The 23,137-nt window shown below is 34.8% G+C and carries 21 protein-coding genes; 7 read left to right on the top strand and 14 right to left on the bottom strand.

Annotation, left to right across the window (positions count from 1 at the left end):
* Window positions 1–44: 44 nt before the first annotated feature.
* The gene (locus tag KCG49_RS12915) at window positions 45–4,268 is read left to right on the top strand and encodes a fibronectin type III domain-containing protein (RefSeq protein WP_218547068.1); all 4,224 of its coding nucleotides are present in this window, start codon (window positions 45–47) and stop codon (window positions 4,266–4,268) included.
* Window positions 4,269–4,278: 10 nt separating this feature from the next.
* Here KCG49_RS12915 and KCG49_RS12920 read toward each other — a convergent pair whose 3' ends face one another.
* The 5 genes from KCG49_RS12920 to KCG49_RS12940 are packed head-to-tail and all read right to left on the bottom strand — an operon-like array spanning window position 4,279 to window position 8,316.
* Complete coding sequence (locus KCG49_RS12920) at window positions 4,279–4,992, bottom strand: 3'-5' exonuclease (RefSeq protein WP_218547069.1); 714 nt, start codon at window positions 4,990–4,992, stop codon at window positions 4,279–4,281.
* A 34-nt stretch (window positions 4,993–5,026) separates the two neighbouring features.
* Window positions 5,027–6,190 (bottom strand): serine hydrolase domain-containing protein, encoded by a 1,164-nt coding sequence (locus tag KCG49_RS12925; protein ID WP_218547070.1) that lies wholly within the window; start codon window positions 6,188–6,190, stop codon window positions 5,027–5,029.
* A gap of 13 nt (window positions 6,191–6,203) precedes the next feature.
* The gene (locus KCG49_RS12930) at window positions 6,204–6,725 is read right to left on the bottom strand and encodes a PaaI family thioesterase (protein ID WP_218547072.1); all 522 of its coding nucleotides are present in this window, start codon (window positions 6,723–6,725) and stop codon (window positions 6,204–6,206) included.
* Window positions 6,725–7,198: a methylated-DNA--[protein]-cysteine S-methyltransferase gene (locus tag KCG49_RS12935; protein WP_218547073.1), complete on the bottom strand. Its 474-nt coding sequence runs from the start codon at window positions 7,196–7,198 to the stop codon at window positions 6,725–6,727. The genes KCG49_RS12930 and KCG49_RS12935 overlap by 1 nt, the downstream gene beginning before the upstream one ends.
* Window positions 7,198–8,316, bottom strand: a complete 1,119-nt coding sequence (locus KCG49_RS12940; protein ID WP_218547074.1) for a CNNM domain-containing protein — start codon at window positions 8,314–8,316, stop codon at window positions 7,198–7,200. The genes KCG49_RS12935 and KCG49_RS12940 overlap by 1 nt, the downstream gene beginning before the upstream one ends.
* Before the next feature lie 82 nt (window positions 8,317–8,398).
* Here KCG49_RS12940 and KCG49_RS12945 point away from each other — a divergent pair, with 82 nt between their 5' ends.
* The 5 genes from KCG49_RS12945 to KCG49_RS12965 all read left to right on the top strand — a co-directional run bounded on the left by KCG49_RS12945 (window position 8,399) and on the right by KCG49_RS12965 (window position 12,292).
* The gene (locus tag KCG49_RS12945) at window positions 8,399–9,127 is read left to right on the top strand and encodes a GLPGLI family protein (RefSeq protein WP_218547075.1); all 729 of its coding nucleotides are present in this window, start codon (window positions 8,399–8,401) and stop codon (window positions 9,125–9,127) included.
* A 517-nt stretch (window positions 9,128–9,644) separates the two neighbouring features.
* Window positions 9,645–9,893, top strand: coding sequence for a hypothetical protein (locus KCG49_RS12950; protein ID WP_218547076.1), 249 nt, complete (start codon window positions 9,645–9,647; stop codon window positions 9,891–9,893).
* Window positions 9,886–10,614, top strand: a complete 729-nt coding sequence (locus KCG49_RS12955) for a hypothetical protein (protein ID WP_218547077.1) — start codon at window positions 9,886–9,888, stop codon at window positions 10,612–10,614. The genes KCG49_RS12950 and KCG49_RS12955 overlap by 8 nt, the downstream gene beginning before the upstream one ends.
* A gap of 22 nt (window positions 10,615–10,636) precedes the next feature.
* Entirely contained in the window at window positions 10,637–10,975 is a 339-nt protein-coding gene (locus KCG49_RS12960) for a hypothetical protein (protein WP_218547078.1), read from the top strand.
* A 3-nt stretch (window positions 10,976–10,978) separates the two neighbouring features.
* Window positions 10,979–12,292: a hypothetical protein gene (locus tag KCG49_RS12965; protein ID WP_218547079.1), complete on the top strand. Its 1,314-nt coding sequence runs from the start codon at window positions 10,979–10,981 to the stop codon at window positions 12,290–12,292.
* A gap of 244 nt (window positions 12,293–12,536) precedes the next feature.
* On the opposite strand, the gene hemB is transcribed toward KCG49_RS12965, so the two are convergent.
* The 9 genes from hemB to hemA all read right to left on the bottom strand — a co-directional run bounded on the left by hemB (window position 12,537) and on the right by hemA (window position 22,036).
* Window positions 12,537–13,526, bottom strand: coding sequence for a porphobilinogen synthase (gene hemB, locus KCG49_RS12970; protein ID WP_218547080.1), 990 nt, complete (start codon window positions 13,524–13,526; stop codon window positions 12,537–12,539).
* A 146-nt stretch (window positions 13,527–13,672) separates the two neighbouring features.
* Window positions 13,673–14,575, bottom strand: a complete 903-nt coding sequence (gene hemF, locus KCG49_RS12975) for an oxygen-dependent coproporphyrinogen oxidase (RefSeq protein WP_218547180.1) — start codon at window positions 14,573–14,575, stop codon at window positions 13,673–13,675.
* Between the two features lie 666 nt (window positions 14,576–15,241).
* Window positions 15,242–15,778 (bottom strand): GNAT family N-acetyltransferase, encoded by a 537-nt coding sequence (locus KCG49_RS12980; protein WP_218547081.1) that lies wholly within the window; start codon window positions 15,776–15,778, stop codon window positions 15,242–15,244.
* A complete protein-coding gene (locus KCG49_RS12985) occupies window positions 15,778–16,560 on the bottom strand; it encodes an EI24 domain-containing protein (protein WP_218547083.1) in 783 nt (260 codons plus the stop codon). The genes KCG49_RS12980 and KCG49_RS12985 overlap by 1 nt, the downstream gene beginning before the upstream one ends.
* Window positions 16,557–17,909, bottom strand: coding sequence for a TrkH family potassium uptake protein (locus tag KCG49_RS12990; protein WP_218547084.1), 1,353 nt, complete (start codon window positions 17,907–17,909; stop codon window positions 16,557–16,559). The genes KCG49_RS12985 and KCG49_RS12990 overlap by 4 nt, the downstream gene beginning before the upstream one ends.
* Before the next feature lie 30 nt (window positions 17,910–17,939).
* The gene (gene hemE, locus KCG49_RS12995) at window positions 17,940–18,965 is read right to left on the bottom strand and encodes a uroporphyrinogen decarboxylase (RefSeq protein ID WP_218547086.1); all 1,026 of its coding nucleotides are present in this window, start codon (window positions 18,963–18,965) and stop codon (window positions 17,940–17,942) included.
* Window positions 18,966–18,994: 29 nt separating this feature from the next.
* A complete protein-coding gene (locus KCG49_RS13000) occupies window positions 18,995–19,174 on the bottom strand; it encodes a four helix bundle protein (RefSeq protein WP_218547088.1) in 180 nt (59 codons plus the stop codon).
* Between the two features lie 38 nt (window positions 19,175–19,212).
* The gene (gene hemC / locus KCG49_RS13005; RefSeq protein WP_218547090.1) at window positions 19,213–20,793 is read right to left on the bottom strand and encodes a hydroxymethylbilane synthase; all 1,581 of its coding nucleotides are present in this window, start codon (window positions 20,791–20,793) and stop codon (window positions 19,213–19,215) included.
* Complete coding sequence (gene hemA / locus KCG49_RS13010) at window positions 20,786–22,036, bottom strand: glutamyl-tRNA reductase (protein ID WP_218547092.1); 1,251 nt, start codon at window positions 22,034–22,036, stop codon at window positions 20,786–20,788. Before hemA ends, hemC begins: the two co-directional genes overlap by 8 nt.
* A 201-nt stretch (window positions 22,037–22,237) precedes the next feature.
* Here hemA and KCG49_RS13015 point away from each other — a divergent pair, with 201 nt between their 5' ends.
* Window positions 22,238–23,137, top strand: a complete 900-nt coding sequence (locus KCG49_RS13015) for an AraC family transcriptional regulator (RefSeq protein ID WP_218547093.1) — start codon at window positions 22,238–22,240, stop codon at window positions 23,135–23,137.

Raw genomic sequence — 23,137 nt, forward strand, 5'->3', positions numbered from 1 at the left:
AATATATTAGCAGACTAACAAAATTCATTGAAAGCCCTAAGCAAATGAAAAAAATTACCTTAACCCTAAACGCTTTGCTAGTAAGTTTACTTAACGTAAACTCAAAAGAACCTAAACTTCTTTACTTAATAATAGCAATACTTCTTAGCTTACAAATTAATGCACAAACTCCTGGTGTTTCGATCTATTACGAACAATTTTCTGGTGATAACAGAGAATATATAGAATACATACCTGGTAATTTGCCTATTATAATTTCTGCGCCACATGGAGGTGTAAAACAATCTGGACAAACAATTGGAAGTGTATTTTACCCAGATGATGATTCTACTTTACCAGATCGCAGTTGCGGTACCAATGAACGTGATGATAACACAGATATTTTAATCAGGGAAATACAGGCAGAAATATTTGCATTAACAGGCTGCTATGCACACGTTATTATCAATAACCTACACCGCTCTAAATTAGACCCAAATAGAGAACAAGGTGAAGCTACCTGTGGGGATGCTGACTCTATAGATCATTGGAATGCTTGGCACAGTTTTATAGATCAGGCCAGTACTTCAGTAGAAACCAATTGGGGCAAAGGACTTTACATTGATTTACATGGACAAAGCCATACAATTCCGAGAATTGAAATAGGATATAACATTACGGCCAATCAATTGAATTCTGGTAATTTAAACAGCACGAGCAATATCGATAGATCAACGATTAAAAATCTGGTTGGTACTAATCTTAACAACCTAACTCACGAGGAACTAATTAGAGGTAATAATAGTTTAGGTCAATTGTTTCAAGAAATGCCAGCTGTTTTTTATAATACCAATGTGAATCCTGGCTGCGGTGTAACCTCTGGTTATAGAGCAGTGCCTAGTGCATCGGATTACGGGAATACGAGTTGCGATGATACCACACCTCATTCCAATGCTTATTTTGACGGTAACTATTACAATAATAGAAGACATGGTTCTGGTAACGGGAGCGGAACAAGTGCTGGTTCTAATGATGGTGGTGGAAATGTTGATGGTATAATGACAGAAGTAAATAGACGTGTCAGGGATTTAGGAACTTATAATGGTAACTTCTATGATAGTCGACCTCAAACTTTAGTGCCATTTGCAAAAGAGTATGCTGCAGTTGTTCTCGATTATATAGATATACACTATAATGATTTTGCAACGTTTACATATCCTTTAAGCACTTATGATGTCAATGATTCTGACCCTTCACCAACGATTACTGGCCGATCTGGAGGTACATTTACCAGTACTTCTGGTTTGTCAATTAATACAAGCTCGGGAGTAATAGATTTATCTTCTTCTTCAACAGGAAATTATGTGGTCACCTATACCGTAGGATCATGCGGATATTATAAGGAAACTTTTAATATTGAGATAACAGGAACCCTAACAGATACTGAAGCACCAACAGCACCTACGGGCTTAGCTGCCAATAATATAACTGAAAATAGTATGGATTTAAGTTGGAATGCTTCTACAGATAATATTGGTGTTACGGACTATGAAGTTTATCAAGACGGAGGTCTTATAGCTACAGTTTCATCTCTTACTTACCAAGTTACAGGCCTATCTGCAGAGACTTCCTATAGTTTTTACATTATAGCCAAAGATGCTGCAAACAATAGCTCAGCAGCTAGTAATACGATAAATCCCAGTACATTAGAACCAGATACTGGGGCTCCAACTGCTCCAACAAATTTAGCAGCTAGCAATATTACACAATCGTCCATAGACCTGAGCTGGGACGCATCAACAGACAATGTAGGAGTTACGGATTATGAAGTGTATCAAGACACTAACCTTATTGCAACTGTACAGACACTTACACATCAAGTTACTGGTTTAACCCCTAGTACCGCTTACACATTTTATGTGATTGCAAAAGATGCAGCCGAAAACAGCTCTGCACAGAGTAATTCTGTAAATGCAACCACGGACCAACTAGACACAGAAGCTCCAAGTATTCCTCTAAATCTATTGGCCAGCAACGTTACTACAACTAGTGTAGATCTCAATTGGGATGCTTCAACGGATAATGTTGGAGTTGCATCTTACGATATATACCAAGATGATATTTTAATTACAAATGTAGGTTCAACGTCCTATCAAGTTACTGGGCTTTCTGAAGAAACAATCTATAGTTTTACAGTAAGGGCAAAAGATGCCATCGGAAACACTTCTACGGATAGTAACGAAGTTGCCGTATTAACATTGGCAAATAATCCTTCAAGCTATTGCAATTCAGCAAGTACAGATGTAAGTGACGAATTTATAAGTAGAGTACAGTTGAGTTCTATTGATAATTCATCTGGCGGTCAGTTTTATTCAGATTTCACATCTGAATCTACTATACTCAGAAAAGAAACGCAATATACAATTACAATAACACCAACTTGGACAAATCAGTTATATGACGAGGGTTATTCTGTTTGGATAGATTACAATAATGATGGCGATTTTGAAGATAACAATGAACAGGTTTGGACACAGGTACCAACTCAAGATACACCAGTAAGTGGTAGTTTTACAGTTCCTGCTTCAGCATTGGAGAAAGAAACCAGAATGCGTGTAACATTGCGATATAACGAAATTCCTGGTCCATGTGATAATTTTCAATATGGAGAAGTGGAAGACTATACCGTAAAGTTGGTTGGCACCAATGATTTAGTATATACCAATGATGCTTGGACTCCTTTTGCTCCTTCAAGTTCTACGGGTGCTAATAATGCTGTGATATTAGATGGTACATATACAGTGAATACAGATGTTGTTGTTAATTCAATTGATGTAAAGTCTGGCGCAGATGTGGTTGTAGCTTTCAATGGCTCTATTACTGCTAATGGCAATTTGATTTCTAATGATAATGTAATACTCGAATCAATCTCTGATCAATATTCAAGTTTGATTGTCAATGGTTCTGTGGTTGGAAATGTACAATATAAACGTCATGTTAACACGCTCGCTGGTGGTAATGATTTAGTTGCTCCTCCAGTTTTTGGTCAGCAGTTTAATATTTTCAAGGATGCAAATTCTAATATAGTGAGCAATGCTGGCAACACACATTACCTATTTGGTCCTTTTGAAAAAGTAACTAATACCTATGTTACTTATGCAAGTGATGAAACAGAGAAATTAGGTGTTGCAAAAGGTTATCGTGCTGCTTCAACAGATGATGGTACATTTACATTTTCAGGTTTGGTAACGACCAAGGATGTATCGGTACCTGTACTTATTTCTGGACCTACTACACCAGAATGGAATTTAATAGGAAACCCTTATCCTTCATACATTATGCTGAGTGATTTTCTGAGTTTGAATAATTCAAAATTCAATATAGAACGCGCTGGTATTTACGGTTACGATGGTAATGCTTCTAGTGGTTGGGAGATTTGGAATCAGGCGTATTCAGAAGCCAATCCCTTTGCCGTAATAACGCCTGGTCAAGGATTTTTAGTGGCAACCAATACAAGCGGAATTAATTTCAACTTTACAGCCGCAATGCGTACAATAGGAGATTCCGATGATTTTATAGAAGGAAGATCTAATAATACCAACACCATTTCGCATTTACAATTAAAACTAAATGGGGTGTCTGACTTTTATAAAACTGATTTCTACTTTACGGATAATGCCACACTAGGGCAAGACCCAAATTACGATTCCGAGATTTTTGGTGCATCCCCTTCGCTAGCAATTTATTCACGATTAGTTGAAGAAGATACCGGTAGAGCTATTGGTGTTCAATCTATTGGAAACACGGAACTATCCGATGTTATAATTCCATTGGGAGTGCATATTCCTCAAGGGGAACAAGTAGTATTCAATATATCTGAAAGAACTCTCGCCGAAGATATTGAGGTTTATTTAGAAGATAGACATACCAACATATTTACACTGTTGAATACTTCGGAATATATGTTTACGGCTGATACTGATTTAAATGGAATAGGGCGTTTTTACCTTAGGTTTGCTCAAAGTACTTTAGGCATTACAGATACTAATTTTGATGGTATTGCCATTTTTAATGTAAATGCTACGCAAACTATAAATATTAAGGGACAGTTAGACCTAGATTCTGAATTTACAATTTACGATCTGCAAGGACGATTGGTAAAGCAAATGACATTATTATCTAGCTCTAATTTGCACCAAGTGGACGCATCAGAACTAAATGCTGGCGTATATATTGTGAAGCTTAAAAATAGAAATCAAGAAAAAACACAAAAACTAATTATAAAATAGAAATAGTCGTCTAGACGTGTTTTATTTCATTATTATGGAGTAATTCATCACCGCGTAAGCGCAATAATATTTGAGCAACCGCAATAGTGTCTTTTTCGCAGTATTTGATGATACGATCAATGTCGTTGTCTTTGTAATAGACATTATAGACTTCACTGCCGTCGATATCGTCTTTAGGGGAAGGAATACCCAAAACGTTAGTCAATAACTTAAGAGATGTGTAGGTTTTGTAGTCTCCAAATTTCCATAGCTCCAAGGTATCTAAATGGGGTACTTCCCATGGCTTTTTACCAAACAGGTTGAGCTTATAGGGTAATTCTATATTATGAATAATCATACGTCTTGCGATGTACGGAAAATCGAATTCCTTACCATTATGTGCACAAAGGAGATGCTTGTTTGAACTAAAATGTGTAATCAATAGATTCTTAAAATCTTTTAGAATTTTAATTTCATTACCATGAAATGAAGTTACTCTAAGGGTTCTTATGTCACCTTCCATTTTAAAATACCCAACTGAAATACAAATGATTTTACCAAACTCTGCCCAAATCCCTGCTCTATCATAGAATTCTTCAGCTGTAAACTCTTCTTTACGCTGATATTTGGATTTTGCCTCCCAAAGCTCCTGTTTGGTAGGATCTAAATCATTGAATTTTTCAGTTTCTGGAACCGTTTCTATATCTAGGAATAGTATGTTTTCTAGGTTAAGTTTACTTATCATGGTACTTCTTGAGAAAATAGGGGGCTTTTAATTTTTAATTTTTTTTGCTCATCATCTCATAAGCTTCATCAATATACAAACTAATATCGTACGTGTATATACCATCGCTTGCAAGATTTGGTGACTTTTTATGCCCCAGCCTTACAATAATAACATTGTCCTCTGGTTGCACAATAACATATTGACCCAAATGGCCTCGCATCATAAAAAAGTCTTTTCCTAATTGATGATGTAACCACCAACCGTAACCGTATTCAGGGCTTTCAGCAAACCGTGGTTTTATGGACTTTGCGACATAACTAGAATCTATGATTTGTTTTCCATTCCATTTGCCATGGTCTTTAAATAATCTGCCATAACGTGCAAAATCTTTGGCGTTGCTTGCTATACAACAATACGCCTTTACCAAATCGTGATCTTCGCTATCCACTTGCCATAATGTTGAATTTTCAGAACCTAGAGGTTTCCAAATTTTTTCTTCAAAATAATCATAGAGCTTTTTACCTGTTGCCTTTTCTATTACCATAGCCAACATTTGTGTGTCTCCACTAGCATATTTAAAAGCTTTGCCTGGGTCTGTTTTCATTTTTAAGCCATTCATTACTTTGGCTAAATCATCATCAAAATAAGCACGTGTTGTGATAGATAAGGGCGAATAATAGGCTTCGTCCCAATTGGTGCCAGATGCCATAGAGGATAAATCACCAACCGTCATATTTGCCGCATTGCCTTCACAAAATGCAGGTAAAAAATCGCATACAGGCTGATTTAAACTTTTTATGAAACTATCTTGAATAGCCATGAACATTAATCCAGACACATAGCTTTTGGCCATTGAAAACGAATTCGATTTTGAATCTTCACCAAAGCCATCGTAATAGGCTTCAAACCAAATGCTATCGTTTTTTATAATTAGATAGGCAATTGTTCCCCAATCGTTGTTAGCATTTTTCAATACATCGGTTGCTTCAACGGTATTATAATTTTTATGATTGGGCCAAGGTTGCGGATTGTTACTTGCTTCTATGGTCTGGTTGTCAAATTCTTTGTAATCTTCCAGAAAAGCTGTGGTATGGCCTTTCATGTATATAGTCCTTACAGCTTTGATGAGGTAATCTGTATCTGTAATGTAAAGAACAACAATTAGTAATCCGAAAAGGATGATTAAGAATTTAAATAGTTTTTTAAGGAATTTCATTGGGGGTAATTTATTAGTTTTTTGTTCTACGCTTCCTAAGCTTTTCTTTATAAAAACGCTTGTCGGCGATATAAAGTGTTTTATTAAAAGTAGCAATTATATTTTGTTCTTCATTAACAAGACTCATGGTTTTTAAAATATCGATTTCATTATGTTCAGCTACGTTCTGTTTTATTGTTTCAATTTCATCTTCTGTAAAGATAAATTCACCATAGATAGTTGACTTTGCTGGTTTCTTGTAACGTGCTTCAACAGCCTTGTCCCAAACCACATAATCATCTCCCAAAATTTGAATCAATTGAATCATATAAATTGGATCTGTTGCCGCCAACATACTACCTCCAAAGATAGAACCTGCATAGTTGCGGTTTTTCCAATTGAGTTTAAGTCTAATTTTTACGTAGTGTAGATCATCACTAACCTCAATTAGTTTTGCTGTAGTTCTTCTATACATTGGCGACCAATTGAAACCATACTTATATATCGTTGAGGCTTTAAAAAATCGCTTTAATAATTCTGTGCCCGATTTGTACATTAAAACAGGGTTTGTTGTTTGTGTTCACTCTCGTGATTTAGCAACCACTGTTTTCTGTGTAACCCGCCTGCATAACCTGTTAGACTGCCATCGCTGCCAATAACGCGATGACAAGGTATAATAACCCAAAGCGGATTTTTACCATTGGCACTTGCTGCTGCTCTTATGACATTTGCATCACCTAATTGTTTGGCTAAATCTAAATAAGAAATGGTTTTACCATAAGGGATGGTTTGCAATTGTTTCCAAACCTTTTTTTGAAATGCGGTACCCTCTGGATTTAATTTTAAGTCGAAGGTTTTAAGCTCGTTTTTAAAATAGGCCTTAAGCTGCGTTACACAATCTAAAAGTGATTCTTGAATAACTTTAGATAATTCTTGAGGTGTGTCTAATATTGAAATTGAGGCAATGCCATTGCTATCTCCAACAATTTTAGCATGGCCAAGTGGTGTTTCAATATAGCAAGTTGGCATTAGCTTTCAGGATTGTCGTTTTCTATTAAACCCAAACGTTTAGCTCTGCTTTCCCAACTTTTTCTGGCCAACATTTGTAGGTCCGATACATTATCACTTTCATCCATAATTTCTAGACCAAGAAGTGTTTCAATAACATCTTCCATAGTAACCAAACCACTAACAGATCCGTACTCGTCGACGACTAAAGCCATGTGATTTCGGCTTTCTACCAATTGCTCAAATAGTTTCGGAATTGGCATACTGCGATTAACAATGATAATACTTCGTTTAATGTCTGTAAGTAGTTTAGAACCATTGCCAAGTGCCATTTCTTTAAAGACTTCATCTTTTAGAACTAAACCTGTAATGTTATCTGAATCTTCAGTATAGACAGGGATACGAGAAAAACGAATATTTTGGTTTGCGGCAAAAAAGGTTTCGATATTCATGGTCTCGTTTTCGGTTTTCATTACTGTACGAGGTGTCATAATGTCCTTTGCCTGCACTTCCTTAAAGGTTAAGAGATTTTTGATAACTTTACTTTCGTTTTCTTCAAACACACCTTCTTCGTGAGCAATTTCAGTCATGGCCACAAAACCTTCGCGACTTAAAACACTACCGTGGCCTTTGCCACCAATTAATTTTGTTGTGAGTTGGAGCAACCACAAAATACCGGTCCACTTTAATGGAAATATCAACACGTTGAGCGCTTTTGCTGTAAAGTTAGCAAGCTGTTTCCAAAAGGTCGCACCTATGGTTTTGGGAATGATTTCTGAAGCGACCAATATTAAAATCGTCATAATCGTAGAAACGACACCAACCATTAAATCTTCTGTGAATTCTACACCAAGAATGCTGCGTTTGGTAGTCCCGTAGAGTTCTACATAAGCAACTTTTGCCTGTACACCAACCAAAATAGCACCAACGGTGTGCGCAATTGTGTTTAAGGTTAAAATTGCAATTAAGGGCCGGTCAACGTCCTTTTTTAGCTCTTCTAAATCGTTAGCATAAGCTTTGCCCTCTTTCTTTTTAACGTTGATAAATGTAGGTGTAATACTAAGTAGCACAGCTTCTAGAATAGAACACAAAAATGAAAAGAAAATAGATATAACAGCGTAAAAAATGAGTAAGCCCATTAATGCATAGAAGTTTAATTATTGCGAAGTTACAAAATGAATAGTTAATGTGGTGCTAAATATTTTTTTCATAATTTTAAATATGAAAAATATTGTAACCTTTTTCATTATAACTCTCTCTCTTTTATTGAATGCACAAAAAAAGGGAAAAGTAGTTTATAAAGTATCTTTAGACAAAAGTACTATTGAAAAACCTTATGAGAATCCAGAGAATACTGAAGCTAAAAACGAAGCTCTAGAAATGTTACATGAGTCCCAACCTGTTGAGGCTTACCTGGTGTTTAATGATAGCGTTTCCTTGTATTATGTTGAAGAAAAAGTTGAAATACCTAGATGGGATAACGATAATGGCGTAGTTAATATTACACCATCTGGTATAAATATGAGTTGGTATATGGCGGGTAGTGCGAACTTGTACTACTCTGATTGGACAAGAAATTATAACATCAGCACTTCTGAAGTTGTGGGAACTAGAAAACGTATAAAAAAAGAACCTATACTTTGGGATATAACCGAAGAGACTAAAACTATTAATGGTTACTTATGTTATAAAGCTATTTTAACGGCAAAGGAAAACCGCATAGCCTGGTTTACAAAAGAGATTCCTCTTCCACATGGCCCAAGAGGATTCAATGGACTTCCAGGATTGGTTTTAGAGTTTCAGAATAATAAATATACTTATCTGGCTAAGAGTATAGAATTAGACCATTATGAAGCCGAAGAAATTGAAGAACCTTTAGAAGGCGATATTATAACAGAAGAAGACTATAGAAAATGGGCAAATGGATTTTGGTCTGATGAAGGCAACTAAATAAAAACTAATAGAAAAGTTTTTAATGACACTTTTCTAATAGTCTTTCTTTTTCGTTGGGGAGTTCTCTAGTTTTTAGTAGCGCGTTTCACTTCTCTTTCAGCGTGCTCTGTTTCGCGCTTAGCTCTAGCCAATTCACGCTCTGCACGCTCGAGTTCGCGTTTTACTCTTGCTACAGCTTCTTCACTTTATTTTTTAGCGTCGGTACCAGAGATGAAGTGTTTTAAATCTTCGCCTAACTTAGTAATTTTTTGAAATTCATAATAATTCGTTTTAATGATTGTACACTACAAATCTAACTGCCAGAATTGGCCTAAAAAAGAAATTACACCTGGTTAACCTAGCGTTAACCTTAAGTTACGTGAAAATTACCATGTATATAGGGGTTTAAAAAATTGCATTTGGTCTATGTTAATATATTACTATTTAGTATTTTTAAGCGTAAATACCCATTAATGGGTATGGAAATACCTTCCCTTTAGACCTAGTTTAGTAGCATAATTTAATATTTTGAATTATGGATGCTAAGACCTCCTTGCACGAGATACAGAAGATTACCTGCAATGATGATTCCTGCCAAAAGGAATTTAGCGTAATTACATCGCCTATATATACAGTAGTTACCAGACCAACTGTGGAAAGTAATTTAGGGATTAGGGGCGCAGATACAATAGAAGAAGGCCCAATAGACGATTATATTGTTGTAAAATGTCCGTGCGGCAAGAACACCCAGAGAGTTTATTTAAAGATCAATAAAGATGAGTGAGCTTAAAGATTTTGACCAGTTTTGGTTAGGGAAAGGGCAAGAATTAGTTGATGATACATTTACTAATCTTAACAAGCATTTAATAAACTATAATACGTATTTAAAATTCTTATTGGGATTTTATACTACAGCTGGTTTAACAACTGTGCTATTGTTCAAGTCGGTATGCCCATGGATTTACATTGGGTTTTTTCTGCCGTTGGTTGTGGTCTATTGGGCATTATTTAAAATCTCAGTGGGACAAAGCATTTCTTTAGACAGCTTAGATATTAGAAGCCCTTTAAAAATAAATGATACTTATAATAAATTGGTTATCAATTTAAAGAAAGATATCGTTAGCGCAAAACAGTGGGTAGGACTTGCGACGTTTGCAGTACTCATAGGAGGGTCTATTACTACGTACTATCTGAATCTAGAAATAAAAGAAGCAGAAAAGGAAAAGGTGTTAAGAGATGCAGAGTATAAAAAATCTGAGGATCTTCTAAAGATGGAAAACGAAATTTACAAGGATTTTAAGAAAACACAGAAGCTTCATATTGAAGTGAATGAAAAAGACCAAAAACTAATGATCACAGCAAAATTGCTTGAGACCAAGACAATAGCCATAGAATATATAGATATAGATGGCAAAACACAAAACAAAGCTTTTGAAATACCTAAACGGACAGACTATAAAAGAGATATAGGTAATGTAAAAAAGTTAATAAAAATAAAAGACTAAATAATAATTTAAACTAAGAAGTATGAAAAATATTGTAAATGAAACAGAGTACAATGTGGACTCAGGTGAAGCCTATTATTTAACGATTACTTTTGGGAACGGTCAAGATGGCGATTCCAGCTTTAGAGATGTTGAAGGCCAATATCACACAGGAAGTATAATAAATATAAAGATAGGTACAGGGGCAAAGTTAGAAGGAACTTTTATTCTAATAGGCTCTTTAGTTACTGATACCAATCCCGATACTAATAAAACTAGCATATCTTATTATATAAATGGGGAGGAAGTGGAAACATATAGTGAGGATGTAGAAGAAGACAATTCAGCTATTTATTATACAACGTTTATTAAATTTATTTGAGTTATGAAACTACGACTATTAATATTAAGCATTCTGATATTTTTTAATTATTCAAACGCACAAGATTTTGATCTAACAGAATTAAAAGCACCATCATCACCAGCATTTACAATTTTGGGTGTTCAACCTACAGAAATTGCCAGGCCAACAACTTTTGATGCATTTAAAGCCAATTTATTCGATAATTTTTCTGATGAAAACGGGTTTTCAGTTCCTCAAAACCTAGCATTAGAGTTTTCTCCTTATTGGCTCTTTAATCACAAAAATCTAACTTTTGATAAATTATTGGATCCCAGCCTAAATTCGGTTTGGACCAATATGGCCAGAAACTCCTCAATCTCAATAGCAACTATAGATATTGAAAATCAGATTGATGACGAAGCGACAAGTACCGGCAGACGTTTGGGTATTGGGTATAGAACATTGATCTTCTCAGGCTCACCGTCAAAAAAGAATAAAGAAAAGCTTCAACAAGCTTTATTAGAGTTAAAGGAGGTTCGTTTGACGATGGTAAGTGCTATTAATCTAACCCAGACTTTAGCAGCTGACCCTAGATACACTGATTTTAATGCATTTCTCGATAGTTTCCCTGTTGAAATTGAAAATTTGTTTAAGTCTAAGAGCCTAAACTCACAAGTAAAAGAACGTATTAGACAAATCATTGAAAAAGATATTGTAAGCCCTCTGAGAGAAAAAAATAACACGTCTCCTTTAGACACTCAAACCAAATTACTATCTTATATTAATAGCACTTTAGTAGTACAGGTACTAACTGAAAACAAAAATGATATTCAATCTAAATCACAAGCTGTTGAAACACTCATAGACTTAAACAATAAAAATTACAAAGGATTTTTCTTAGAGTTTGCCTCAGCTTTTACATTAGACTTCAGTGATAATGAATTTGATAAATCGAGTGTACCAAAATGGGGCTTTTGGTTAACACCATCTTATAGAACAGAAAATGAAAAATTTGAATTTTTGGGAGTAGCTAGATTTATAAAGAATGATGTTATCGATAATGTAGAAACTGATAATTTTGATATTGGAGCTAAATTGGTTTTTGAAAAAGATAAGCTTTCTTTCTCTGGCGAATTTATTCAAAGATTTCAGAATATAGAACTCATGGATGATTCAAAAGAGGACCTTAAAGCTGTATTAAATATTGAATATAAGCTTGCCAAGAATATTCTAATTACATATACTTTCGGTGAAGATTTTAATGTCAATACAGAGTCTGATGGTAATGTAATTTCTACAGTAGGCTTAAGCTACAATATTGGAGGAAGTACAAAGAACATAAAATTATTTGATTGAATAATTAACCAAGAAAACATAAAACAGGTCGGGTTTTTGCTGCTATACAGAAAATCAATTAGAATCAATAAAATAGATATTTTATTGTATGAGGTTATAGATTTTAATTAATGAGATGTTCAGGTTGCTGAGATTACAGCTTCTCACTTATCGTTTTATATCTTCAATGGATATAATATTAATACCAAGACCCATTAGTTTTAAGCCTGCCGAAAGGTATGCGAAATAAGGTTAAATACAACAATTATGATATTAACTTCACCACATCCTTAGCAAAATAACTCGCTATAATATCTGCACCAGCACGTTTAATGGACGTGACTTGCTCCAGCATCACGGCATCATGGTCTAACCATCCTTTTTCTGCAGCAGCTTTGAGCATGGCATACTCACCAGAGACCTGATATACCGCAATTGGAATATCAAAGCTATTTCTAACATCGCGTACAATATCTAAATAACAAAGCCCAGGTTTTACCATAACGATATCTGCTCCTTCACTAATATCCATTTCGGTTTCTCGTATGGCTTCGTCACGGTTGGCAACATCCATTTGATAAGTCTTTTTATCCTTTGGTACATCTACCATATCAACAGGAGCAGAATCCAAGGCATCTCTAAAAGGACCATAAAAAGCGGATGCATATTTTGCAGAGTAACTCATAATTCCAACATCCAAAAAGTTAGATTGGTCCAAACCTTCTCTAATTCCGATAATTCTACCGTCCATCATATCGCTTGGGGCAACAAAATCAGCTCCAGCTTCAGCATGAGAGATACTCATCTCTGCTAAAACTTCAGCCGTAGCATCATTAATAACTCGTCCATCTTCAACAATACCATCATGTCCATAAGAGGAGAATGGATCTAGAGCAACATCTGTCATCACTAACATGTCCGGACAAACATCTTTAACCACTTTGATGGCACGTTGCATTAAGCCGTTTGAGTTTAAGGCTTCGGTACCTTTGTTGTCTTTTAAAGCATCATCAATCTTTACAAAAAGTAACACTGATTTTAAACCTAAACTCCAAAGTGTTTTTATTTCGGCTTTAAGTAAATCTAAGCTGTAACGGTAATAATTGGGCATTGATGCAATTTCCTCTTTTACACCTTTGCCTTCTACTACAAAAAGTGGTACTAAGAAGTCGTTAGGAGAGATAATGGTTTCTCTAACTAAACTTCTAATGGCTTCATTAGTTCTAAGGCGTCTATTTCTTCTAATTGGAAACATGTTCTAAAGTTATAAATTATAAGTACAAAGTTATAAGTTACTGACTTACAACTTTATTGTTTTATTTGATATGCCATTCAGAGTGCAACAAAGAATCTTATAAATATAATTTCAAAAGATTCTTCACTTTGTTCAGAATGAAAAAATTAAACCCAATCCACAGGGTTTTGTAATACATTAAGTAATCGTTCTTCTTCACTTCCTTTTTCTGGATGGTGATCGTATACCCATTGCACATGAGGAGGCAAACTCATAAGGATACTTTCAATTCTTCCATTGGTCTTTAATCCGAATAAAGTGCCTTTATCGTGTACTAAATTAAATTCCACATAGCGACCACGACGAATTTCCTGCCAATTACGTTGTGCTTTGGTGTATGGTAAACTTTTTCTTTTTTCTACAATCGGCACATAAGCTTCTAAGAAACTATTACCAACTTCGGCAACGAAGTCGTACCAGTTCTGCATGCTCATCGAATCCGTTTTTTTACAGTAATCAAAGAACAATCCTCCCACTCCACGAGCCTCATTTCGGTGCGAGTTGTAAAAGTATTCATCACACCTTGCTTTGTATTTTGGGTAGAATTCTAGGTTGTGTTTGTCACATGCTGCTTTACAAATCTGGTGAAAATGCTTCGCATCTTCATCAAACAAATAGTAAGGAGTTAAATCTTGGCCTCCACCAAACCATTGGTCAACAATATCGCCATTTTGATTGTACATCTCGAAGTATCTCCAGTTGGCATGTACCGTTGGCACCATCGGACTTTTAGGATGCAATACCAAGCTCAATCCACACGCAAAGAAATCAGCATCTTTCACCCCAAAATAGTTTTGCATACTTTTTGGGAGCTTACCGTGTACACCCGAAATGTTGACTCCTCCTTTTTCAAATACATTTCCGTTTTCAATAACACGGGTTCTGCCGCCGCCGCCTTCCGGTCGCTTCCAGAGATCTTCTTTAAATGCAGCATTGCCATCAATGGCTTCTAATTTTGAAGTGATGGCATCTTGAAGTTTGTGTATGTAATTGAAGAATTTGTCTTTTATAGAGTTGTCTTTTTCAAAACCTACAAGGTCTTTGAGACCTTGCAGGTTAGAGTTGTTGGTTTCTTGTCCTGCAAGGTTTTTAAAACCTTGTAGGTCTTCATTATTGTATTGGTGATGCACTATTTTTAAATTCTCAATATCTTCAAATAGGTTTACAGCATCTTGTTTATAGATATTCAAGTTTTTAGGTTGTTTTTTATGAATGTAATATTGGTAAGATGAATACTGATAACTTTCCCAATTCTGCCCAGGATTTAAGTGAATGTAGCAAAAGAGTTTTATGAAATATTCTTCAGAATCAATTTTTTTTCTTTTGAAATGTTTTTCAAATAAGCTTCCTGTTCTGTCATTTTGCTTATTGAATGCTTTTGAATAAGCATTGAAAAAGTTTGAAAATGCTTGCGTTACTTGTTTTGACTCTTTATTGACCTGAATTAAAAAATGATAGTGATTATCTAAAAGACAAAAAGCTATTACAGAAACAATATTTTCAAAATGTTTTGCTGCCTGTTCAAGAAAATAACGCTTATTTTCATCTGAATTGAAAATTTTACAGCCATTAATTCCACGATTATAAATGTGATAATAATTGTCTTTTTCTAGTTTTTCCATGTGTTGTTATTTGATTCCACTAGGTTTTTTAAAACCTTGTGGGATCAGGGCAATTTAGTTTTTATACAATTCGTAAACCTCCATATCCAAAGCCTGCTCACCAGGTGGAGTGAATTCTTTTATATTAGTTCTTTGCCATTGGAAACCATTCTTCGTGGCAACGTTTACACTTCCTACATTATCTTTGTTAACAATAATTTGAAGGGTTTTTAGTCCTAAATCTTCAAAGGCATAAATGGACAATTCTTTTATAGCTTTACTCATTAGTCCTTGCCCTTTAAATGTATAGTCAATACAATAGGCAAACTCACCTTGTTTCTCTTCCCAATCGAGTTCTTTAATGTAAATGAGACCCGCAAGTTTCCTGCTTTTGGATTGCTTTAAAGTGAACAAAAACTCTTCTCTGTTTTTAAATTGCTTCACTTTCTTTTCTACAAATAGATTTGCCAGTGTAGGATTTAGATTTTGCTCCAAAGTCTTTGGGAAATAACGCTTAAACCGATCGGCATTTGCAACCATAAGATTACAGATTTTCCAAGCATCCCCATTGTGAACGGAACTAATTTCAAACTCTTCAAATTGTATAAGCATCAATCCAGTTCTATTTTATCAAAAGGTTCAAAACCAATCTCATCATCATCATCAAATAATAGATCCACAGCAATGACAGATGCTGAGGTTACACTTAACGGTAAGACCAAAATTACCCCTATAACAGGAATTAACAACAATAATAAAAAGCCTATTCCATTACCAATGGCTAAACCTCTATGCTGTCTAATAAAAGTAACGCTGTCTTTGTATTTAAAATGACGCTCTAACGTGTAATCCATATTGGCAAAACCTGCATAATAAGCTTGCACCAAAAAGAGTAAGACTGTTGAAAAAATATTGACAACAGGTATAAATTTTAATAGTAAAATAGGAATGGTATATAACAACTCTTTTGATAAATTTCTTAAGCTAATTCTAATACCACGCATTAACTGTTTTGAGAAAGAAGTACTGACATAGTTTTTGGCTGGCTTTCCTGTAAAATAGGCTTCGATTTTCTCTGAAACTGGACTCATAAATGGTGATGACAACGCCATAATGATATGCTTATAAAGAATAAGCCCAATGGCAAAAATTACAATACCACCTATAAATGTTGAAATTGCAGTAAAAGTAGCTTTACCAGTTTCCCAAACCCAAATTCCTGCAATCCATTCACCGAGATTATCAGATAAGCCATAGGCGGAAACAAAAATCATTGCAAATACTACAATGCTTATAATAACAGGAATTATAAAGTACTTCCATAGTTTTAATTTTGAAATTAAACCATAAGCACCCGAATAGACCTGTAATCCTCTAATAATATTTTTTATCATACCGCAATATCTTCTTTAAGTAATCGCTCTTCTTCATTGCTCATAGTCTTAGACCAAATTGCCAGTCCAAAAGTTAATACTCCCAAACGACCAATGAACATTAGCAGAATCACTACAAATTTACCAAAGGTATTTAAATCTCCTGTAATTCCCGTACTAATACCCACGGTACCAAGAGCTGAAGAGACTTCAAATAATATATCTTCAAATTTAAGATCGTTCGTTAATGTTATTAAAAATGTACCAAAGACAATAATGATTGTATAGAAAATGAAAGCTGAAGTCGCAATATAAAGGCGTTCGTATGGAATTTGACGACCCAAAAACGTAATGTTTTTACGACCTCTTAAACGACTTTTCATGATTGCGAAAACAGCTGTTAAAGTAGTTATTTTTATGCCTCCTGCTGTTCCTGATGGTGATGCTCCGATATACATTAAAAATATACAGATAAGCATCATGGCTTGTGTAAACATTCCAAAATCTACAGTATTAAAACCCACTGTGGTCATGGCGGTCATGCATTGAAAAAAAGCAGTCAGAAATCTTGAATCTGTACTTTCAGCAATAGTTGGTTCTAAGAAATAAAAGAAAGCTGTACCTACGGTTAACAGGATAACAAATCCGTAAAGGACAATTTTAGTAGTAAAACTAAGTTTGTGCGATCTGTTCTTTATCATCATTCCAAAATCAGTAATAACTATAAAACCTAATGAGCCACAAATAGCGAGCATTGAAATTATGAAGTTGACAAAACCATTATCTGCATAACCCATAAAACTATCATTAAATAAGCTAAAGCCAGCAGTGCAAAATGTACTAACACTATGAAAGATTGAAGACCATAATGCTTCGCCAGTCTGCATACCTTCATTTTTAAATGCTATAAAAAATAGAATAGCACCAATTAATTCCATAATAATGGTGAACAGAATTACAGACTTAAGAAAATCTGTAATTTTTATGGTTTTTGGTAAGGTGAATTCTGTAGAAAGAATTTTTTTATGCCATAGGGTCATCTTTCGAGTCGTGGATAGCAGCATAAAGGTTGTAAACGTTAGATACCCAATACCACCTAATTGAATAAGAGCCATTATTACAAATTGCCCGAAACCGTTATAAGTATCAAAAATAGATACTGTAACCAAACCCGTTGTTGATACGGCTGATGTTGCAATGAAAAAATGATCTAGTATTACTGCTGAATTTTTATGTGCAATGGGCAATGACAAAAGAATTGCCCCAATTAATATATATGTGAGAAATCCATAAAAAAGGTTTTGCTGAGGTGTCCAACCTTGCTTTAGAAGTTTGTATTTCTTCGCTAATCTTTGAAATGAATTTGGCATAAAAAGGTATTTACACAGTAAAAATAGTATTTAGCTTTCATACTCTTTAACTGCATCAATAAATGCTTTGGCATTATCTAAGCCTATATTTGGCAAAATGCCATGACCTAAATTTACAATGTATTTGTCTTTTCCAAATTCATTGATCATTTGATGTACCATCTTCCTAATTTCTGAAGGTGGAGAGAATAAACGTGTTGGGTCAAAATTACCTTGTAATGTAATATTTCCACCTGTTAAATAACGTGCGTTTCTTGCTGAACATGTCCAATCTACACCAAGGGCAGAAGCGCCAGATTTAGCCATTTCACCCAAGGCAAACCAACAACCTTTACCAAAAGCAATAACTGGAGCATCGTTTTTTAAAGCATCTATTATTTGTTGAATGTATTGCCAAGAAAATTCCTGATAATCCACAGGTGATAACATGCCTCCCCAAGAGTCAAAAACCTGAACGGCGTTACAACCTGCTTTTACTTTTTCTTTTAAATAGGCAATCGTTGTATCTGTGATTTTCTGCAATAACTGATGCGCAGCAATAGGATTAGTAAAGCAAAACTCTTTAGCTTTATCAAAGTTTTTAGAACCTTGACCTTGTACACAATAACATAAAATAGTCCAAGGAGAACCAGCAAAACCAATTAATGGAATTTCATTATTAAGTTTTTCCTTAGTCGCTTTTATGGCCTGGTAAACATAATTCAGTTCTTCCTTTACATCTGGAACAATAACATTATCAACGTCTTTTTGAGAGCGTACAGGGTTTGGTAAGTAAGGTCCAAAATTGGGTTTCATCTGTACCTCAATATTCATGGCTTGCGGAATCACTAAAATATCTGAGAATAATATTGCAGCATCCATTCCATAACGTCTAATAGGCTGAACCGTAATTTCACTAGCCAATTCTGGTGTTTGGCAACGCGTAAAGAAATCGTACTTTGCCTTTATTTCCATAAATTCTGGCAAGTAACGTCCAGCTTGGCGCATCATCCAAACTGGGGGACGATGTACAGTTTCACCTTTTAATGCTCTTAAGAATAAATCGTTTTTAATCATGGTAGCTTTTTGCTATTAGCCATTAGCCTTTAGCTGTATTTGATTTTATTAATTAAACTATTAATCATTTTTGCTTCTTTGTTTAAAAGTTCAAAAATGGTTTTTAAATCTTCAGGTTGAATAAACTTTAACTTTTGAGAAAGAACATAAACTTGCTTGACTATTTGAATTCCATTTTTCCAAATTTCAAGTTGCTTAAAGTTTCTCATTTCTTTCGTTTTTTCGACTAATAGCTAAGGGCTAACAGCTATTGAACATAGTATAAGTTTACTAATTCTATCACACTTTCCACCGTAGGTACTTTTGCAACTCTCACATCCTCAAAATACTGTCTTGCTGATTTTGCTGTGGTTTCGCCAATACAAAATGCTATTCCAGATGCTTTATTTTGTTTTAAAAAACTTTCAACAGTTGATGGACTGTAAAACATAACGCCATCTAAATTGTGGCCTACTTTATCAGCATCAAACTTGGTTTGATAAGCTTCTATTTCGTTTACGTTAATATTGTTTTCAGTTAAGATGTTCGGTAAATCATCTAATCGTAAGTCACTACAGAAATAGGTCACCTCGGTACCATCCATAAATTCAACCAAATAGTTTGCTAGTTTTTTAGCATTAGTTTCGGTATGTGTCACTTTGCCAATACGTTTTTCGACCATGCGCTTGGTACGTCTGCCAACACAATAAATATTTTTGAATTGTAACTCTGGAGCAGAAAAATTGGTTAATAAGGCTTCAACAGCATTTTTACTTGTAATGATAACATTCTGGATTTCGTTTCTCACCAAAGTTTTAGGGATACGATTCAAACTGATTTTTATGACATCATTGCTATCAGCAACAACAGCGTTATGAAACAGTAAATATTGATCGTCGGTTAATTTTTTAGTCGAATAAATATTGGTTGCTTTGTCACTACGCTGTAACTGGTCAATTAACGTTTTTCCACCTTTACCAATAATATAATTGGCACAGAACTCGGCTAAATCATGGTGTTTTCCTAAGGCAACCACCTTAGAGACTTCAATTTTTTTGGTGCCATCTTTGCTCAGGAGAATACCTTTAAAATTAACCTCTTCATTTTTTATATAAGCCAAGGCACCAATCGGAGCGGTACATCCACCTTCTAGTCTATTTAGAAATTCGCGCTCAATAGACGTACTGATTTCCGTTTCTTCATGATTAATTTCGGCACATATTGCTCTGGTTTCTTCATCACTTTCTAAAGCAGTAATCATAATAGCTCCTTGTGCAGGAGCAGGAATCATCCAATGTAAATTGATTGAATTTTCTGGGGTAAGATTTAAACGCCCAATTCCGGCACCAGCAAAAATAGCGGCATTCCAATTGTCATTATCTTCTAATTTTTGAAGTCTTGAATTTACGTTACCACGTAAACCAACAACTGTATGTGTTGGGTAACGGTTAAGCCATTGTGCACGTCGTCGTAAACTGCCAGTAGCTATAACAGCATCTCTTTCGGACAGAAACTCTTCATTTTTTTTAAAAACCAAAGTATCATTTACATTGCCGCGTTTTAAAACGGCAGCTTGTACGATACCTTTAGGTAAAATGGTTGGTACATCTTTGAGCGAATGGACAGCAATATCAATGTCTTCGTTAAGCATTGCTATATCCAGGGTCTTAGTAAAAATACCTGTGATTCCTAATTCGTATAAAGGCTTATCGAGTATTAAGTCACCTGTAGATTTAACAGGTACCAAAACGGTTTTATGACCTAAATGTTCAAGTTGTTCCTGAACTGTTTTTGCTTGCCACATAGCCAACTGGCTATCGCGTGTGCCAATGCGAATTGTTTTAGACATTATTGGTAGTTTCTAACTGAAATATTTTTTTGATGAGCTCTATACTCTCATCTGCAGAATTGCCATCCGCTCTTAAGTGATGGGCAAATTGATTGGTGATTTTCTGAATAATATTATTGGTAATCAGTTCAGCTTGATCTTCGTTAAAATCAGATAACTTTTTACGCTGCGTGTTTAATTCAGAATTTTTATAATCTGTAAGCTTATGTTTAATCGCTTGAATCGTAGGTACAAATTTAAGCGTGTCTAACCAAGCATTAAATTCTCCCATGATGTCTTCAATAACCGCTTCGGCAGCCGGAATATATGCTTTACGCTTTTCTAAAGTATCGTCAGTAATCTTAGCCAAATCATCTAAATGCACTAAAGTAACATTAGATAATTCTCTAATATCTTCGTTTACATTTTTCGGAATAGATAAATCTAAAACCAATAGCGGTTTTTCAGTTGAAATCAAAGATTTATAAACCGTAGGATTTTGTGCTCCAGTAGCTACAATTAGAATATCTGAACCATTAACTTCTTGTTCTAGATTTTCATAATCCTTTACAACCAAATTAAATTTACCGGCAACTTCTTCAGCTTTGGTCTTCGTTCTGTTGATTAAGGTAATATGAGAATTCTGAGTATGCTTTACTAAATTTTCACAAGTGTTACGTCCAATTTTACCTGTCCCGAAAAGTAGAATGTTTTTTTCTGAAATATTATGAACATTGTTCATAATGTACTGAACAGAAGCAAAAGACACAGATGTTGCACCAGAAGATAATTCCGTCTCGTTTTTAATACGTTTACTGGCTTGGATTACAGCATTAATTAATCGCTCAGTAAAAGAATTTAACAAGCCTGCTTTTTTTGAAGCTCTCGCCCCGAATTTAAGCTGACTAATAATTTCGAAGTCACCAAGAATCTGACTATCTAAGCCAGAACCCACACGAAACATATGGCTTATGGCTTCTTTGTTTTTATAAACATAGGCTACATCCTGAAACTCTTCAACCGTTCCTTTGGTGTTTTCACAAAGTAGATGAATTAACTGATAAGGATGCTCCGCAAAACCGTAAAGCTCTGTGCGGTTACATGTAGAAATAACCAAAATACTTTCGATACCAGTATCCTTGGCCTGTGCCAAAACATTTTGTTTAGCAGTATCGCTTAAACTAAAATGGCCACGCACTTCTGCATCAGCTTTTTTGTAGCTGAGCCCAATGGCATAAAAATATGTGCTTTTGTGTTGTTGCATTCGCTCGTTTACCTGACTAGGAAATTAACAATCACAAATGTAATTTTGTTAATACTAAAAAAGTAACGCTAGAGGAACTTAAAGTGTCGTTTCTGGTTTTTTGAGTTTATTTTTTATTAAAACATGATTTTTGTCATACTTTTGTAGTGAAATCAAGGGGTTTTTGATCTTTTGTTTAGAACGAATCTAAATAAGAATAAAATGAATTTAGAAAATTCTACTTCAAAAAGTGTCGCTAGAGGTACTTTTAATGAAACTTTCATTGAGAATGGTTTTTTTGTATTAACATCTAAAAATGAAGCGCATGCTGTTCAAATTCTTGAACGTGAGATTGATAGCACTTTTATTCAGTTTCACTTTTGTACCAAGGGTTCAGCAGCTTTTGTGTTTAATAAAGGAAGTTATACACTAAATATTACTGAAGATACCTCTTTATTACTTTATAATCCACAACGAGATTTACCCATTCATTTAGAACTACAGCCTAATTCTTGGTTGGTATCTTTTGTTATTTCGATTGAGAAATTTCATGGTTTGTTTTCGCAAGATGCCAATTACGTTACTTTCTTGTCTGAAGACAATAAGAACAAAAAATATTATACAGATGGTAAAATAAACCCATCAATGGCTGTGGTTTTAAATCAGTTAATAAGCTTTAATCTCAACAGCTCAATTAAGTCTTTATATTTTAAGGCTAAGGTATATGAACTATTGAGCTTGTACTTTAACCGTAGTGAAGATGCAGATATAGAGCAGTGCCCATTTTTAGTAGATGAGGTAAATGTGGCAAAACTTAAAAAGGCAAAAGACATTATTATTGCCAATATGGCCGAACCACCAACTTTACAGGAATTGTCTGAATCTATAGGATTGAGCCTTAAAAAGCTTAAAGAAGGTTTTAAACAAATCTATGGTGATACGGTTTATGGCTTTTTGTTTGACTATAAAATGGAAGTGGCACGCAAGCTTTTAGAATCTGGCGACTACAACGTCAATGAAGTTGGGCTAAAAGTCGGTTACAGCACGTCTAGCCATTTTATTGCAGCTTTTAAAAAGAAGTTTGGGACTACGCCAAAGAAGTATACTCAAGCATCATCATAA

This window comes from Winogradskyella luteola (assembly GCF_019203985.1).
Taxonomy (GTDB): Bacteria; Bacteroidota; Bacteroidia; order Flavobacteriales; family Flavobacteriaceae; genus Winogradskyella; species Winogradskyella luteola.

Coding starts and splice junctions, on each gene's coding strand:
- KCG49_RS12915 (WP_218547068.1), top strand. CDS start 45: ATGAAAAAAATTACCTTAACCCTAAACGCTTTGCTAGTAAGTTTACTT.
- KCG49_RS12920 (WP_218547069.1), bottom strand. CDS start 4,992: ATGATAAGTAAACTTAACCTAGAAAACATACTATTCCTAGATATAGAA.
- KCG49_RS12925 (WP_218547070.1), bottom strand. CDS start 6,190: ATGAAATTCCTTAAAAAACTATTTAAATTCTTAATCATCCTTTTCGGA.
- KCG49_RS12930 (WP_218547072.1), bottom strand. CDS start 6,725: ATGTACAAATCGGGCACAGAATTATTAAAGCGATTTTTTAAAGCCTCA.
- KCG49_RS12935 (WP_218547073.1), bottom strand. CDS start 7,198: ATGCCAACTTGCTATATTGAAACACCACTTGGCCATGCTAAAATTGTT.
- KCG49_RS12940 (WP_218547074.1), bottom strand. CDS start 8,316: ATGGGCTTACTCATTTTTTACGCTGTTATATCTATTTTCTTTTCATTT.
- KCG49_RS12945 (WP_218547075.1), top strand. CDS start 8,399: ATGAAAAATATTGTAACCTTTTTCATTATAACTCTCTCTCTTTTATTG.
- KCG49_RS12950 (WP_218547076.1), top strand. CDS start 9,645: ATGGATGCTAAGACCTCCTTGCACGAGATACAGAAGATTACCTGCAAT.
- KCG49_RS12955 (WP_218547077.1), top strand. CDS start 9,886: ATGAGTGAGCTTAAAGATTTTGACCAGTTTTGGTTAGGGAAAGGGCAA.
- KCG49_RS12960 (WP_218547078.1), top strand. CDS start 10,637: ATGAAAAATATTGTAAATGAAACAGAGTACAATGTGGACTCAGGTGAA.
- KCG49_RS12965 (WP_218547079.1), top strand. CDS start 10,979: ATGAAACTACGACTATTAATATTAAGCATTCTGATATTTTTTAATTAT.
- hemB (WP_218547080.1), bottom strand. CDS start 13,526: ATGTTTCCAATTAGAAGAAATAGACGCCTTAGAACTAATGAAGCCATT.
- KCG49_RS12980 (WP_218547081.1), bottom strand. CDS start 15,778: ATGCTTATACAATTTGAAGAGTTTGAAATTAGTTCCGTTCACAATGGG.
- KCG49_RS12985 (WP_218547083.1), bottom strand. CDS start 16,560: ATGATAAAAAATATTATTAGAGGATTACAGGTCTATTCGGGTGCTTAT.
- KCG49_RS12990 (WP_218547084.1), bottom strand. CDS start 17,909: ATGCCAAATTCATTTCAAAGATTAGCGAAGAAATACAAACTTCTAAAG.
- hemE (WP_218547086.1), bottom strand. CDS start 18,965: ATGATTAAAAACGATTTATTCTTAAGAGCATTAAAAGGTGAAACTGTA.
- KCG49_RS13000 (WP_218547088.1), bottom strand. CDS start 19,174: ATGAGAAACTTTAAGCAACTTGAAATTTGGAAAAATGGAATTCAAATA.
- hemC (WP_218547090.1), bottom strand. CDS start 20,793: ATGTCTAAAACAATTCGCATTGGCACACGCGATAGCCAGTTGGCTATG.
- hemA (WP_218547092.1), bottom strand. CDS start 22,036: ATGCAACAACACAAAAGCACATATTTTTATGCCATTGGGCTCAGCTAC.
- KCG49_RS13015 (WP_218547093.1), top strand. CDS start 22,238: ATGAATTTAGAAAATTCTACTTCAAAAAGTGTCGCTAGAGGTACTTTT.